Origin of the sequence: Desulfovibrio sp. 1188_IL3213, from assembly GCF_036763145.1 — a bacterium.
In the GTDB taxonomy this organism is placed as follows: domain Bacteria; phylum Desulfobacterota; class Desulfovibrionia; order Desulfovibrionales; family Desulfovibrionaceae; genus Desulfovibrio.
This window is the reverse complement of record NZ_JBAIYR010000441.1, coordinates 1-1,774: the sequence shown is the minus strand read 5'-3', so window position 1 is coordinate 1,774 and position 1,774 is coordinate 1. Positions and strand designations below refer to the sequence as shown.

General features: G+C 55.3%; 2 protein-coding genes. One reads left to right on the top strand and one right to left on the bottom strand.

Annotation, left to right across the window (positions count from 1 at the left end; all coding sequences use genetic code 11):
* Positions 1-302: 302 nt before the first annotated feature.
* The gene (locus V6C16_RS12380) at positions 303-953 is read left to right on the top strand and encodes a flavodoxin family protein (protein WP_333536588.1); all 651 of its coding nucleotides are present in this window, start codon (positions 303-305) and stop codon (positions 951-953) included.
* Positions 954-1,131: 178 nt separating this feature from the next.
* Here V6C16_RS12380 and V6C16_RS12375 read toward each other — a convergent pair.
* Positions 1,132-1,774: zinc finger domain-containing protein (locus V6C16_RS12375; RefSeq protein WP_333543344.1), on the bottom strand; the 643-nt coding region annotated here is incomplete at its 5' end.

Sequence of the window (1,774 nt, the reverse complement as noted above, 5' to 3'; positions counted from 1 at the left end):
TCTGGCGGCTGCGTGAGCAGTCGCCCGCCGCAAAGATGCAAGCGCAATTTACTTGCGCGGTTAAGCATCGAAGCGAGCGTGACTTAAACTTTGAGAATGTACATTCTCAAAGTTAATCTGCTCTAGCAGACAACAGCAAACCGAGTGAGGGAGAAGGTGAACAGCCATAAGAAGCCCGGCAAGCCGGGATGCTGCAAAAATCACGTGTCAAAGCGCGTTGTGCGGCCACACCGGAACCCGCATATTCCTGTAATGACACATCGCTGCCTGCGACAATTTCAACCATTTTAACGGAGAAATTTATGCAATTCTATGCTGTTAACGGAAGCCCCAGAAAAAAATGCAATACAGCCACGGTGCTGGACAAGGCACTTGAAGGCGTGACCGCTGCCTGCCCCGAAGCGCAGACAGAAATGCTGCATCTCTATGACTACAATTACAAGGGCTGCATAAGCTGTTTTGAATGCAAGCGGCTTGGCGGCAAATCATACGGCCGGTGCGCCGTGCGCGACGAACTGGCCCCGGTGCTGGAAAAACTTTCTCTGGCGGACGGCATCATTTTTGGCTCACCCATCTATTTCAAGGGCATCACAGGGGAAATGCGGTCATTTTTTGAGCGCTTCCTTTTCCCCTATCTCGTATATGACGCCGAATATTCTTCCATCGCCCCCAAAAAGATGAAGACGGCCTTTATCTATACCATGAACGTTACTGAAAGCTTCATGAACGAGATGCATTACCCCGAACACCTTGGCGGCATGGAGTATTTTACGGGCAGGATGCTGACCCCGCCCGCCGTGCTCTACGTCAACGACACCTCCCAGTTCACGGACTACAGCAAGTACAAGGTGGAATGCTTTTCTGAAGAAGCCAAACTGAAGCGCAGGAAAGAGGTTTTTCCGCAAGACTGCCAAAAAGCCTTTGAACTGGGCATGAACATGGCCCGCGCCTGATCGGCTTTTCCCGTCGCTACAGACGCGGCGTGATAGCGGGGCGGGCCTGGCGCGGTTCTAGAGCAGTTTATGAATGAAATGAGTTAACTGCTCTGCAAGGATTTTCCTGAAAATCCTTGCCACGAAATGCGATCAGGCAGGCTTTTGCCTGCCGTAAACGGCGCGGCCACCCACCGGGCTACCGCTGGCAATGCGGGCAAAAGACAGTGCCCCGCCCCGCCACTCTGCCCTTTTCAAGAGGGCGTCCGCAGCTTTTGCACTTTTGTCCGCCGCGCCCGTACACCGCAAAAGTATTTTGAAAGGCTCCCACATTGCCATCGGCATCCCTGTAGTCACGGATGGAACTGCCGCACTGGGATATGGACAGCAAAAGCACGTCCCGCAGGCATTGCAAAAGGCGGTGGGCCTCAGTCCGCGTAAGCTCCGAGGCTTTTCTGCGCGGATCAATGCCTGCGGCGAACAGGCTTTCATCCGCATAGATATTGCCGACCCCGGCCAAAATTTTCTGGTCCAGCAGCACGGCCTTGATGGCGGAACGTTTTTGGGCAATGCGTTCCGCAAAGGCCGCCTCTGTGAGCTCCAGAGGCTCTGAACCAAGATCACGCCAGAAAGGCCAGTTAGCAAACACGCCCGGCGTACCTGCCAGCAGGGTTCCAAACGCGCGCACGTCGTCAAAAAACAGGCGGCGCTCGTCGGTGGGCGAACAGGCCTGGGACGCGGGCATGCCTGCCGTAGCGGCAACTGGCCCGTGCTCTTCCATGGTCTGCTCGTGCGCAGTGGCGGCGGGCAATGCCTCCAGGTCAAAAATGCAGCGCGTATGC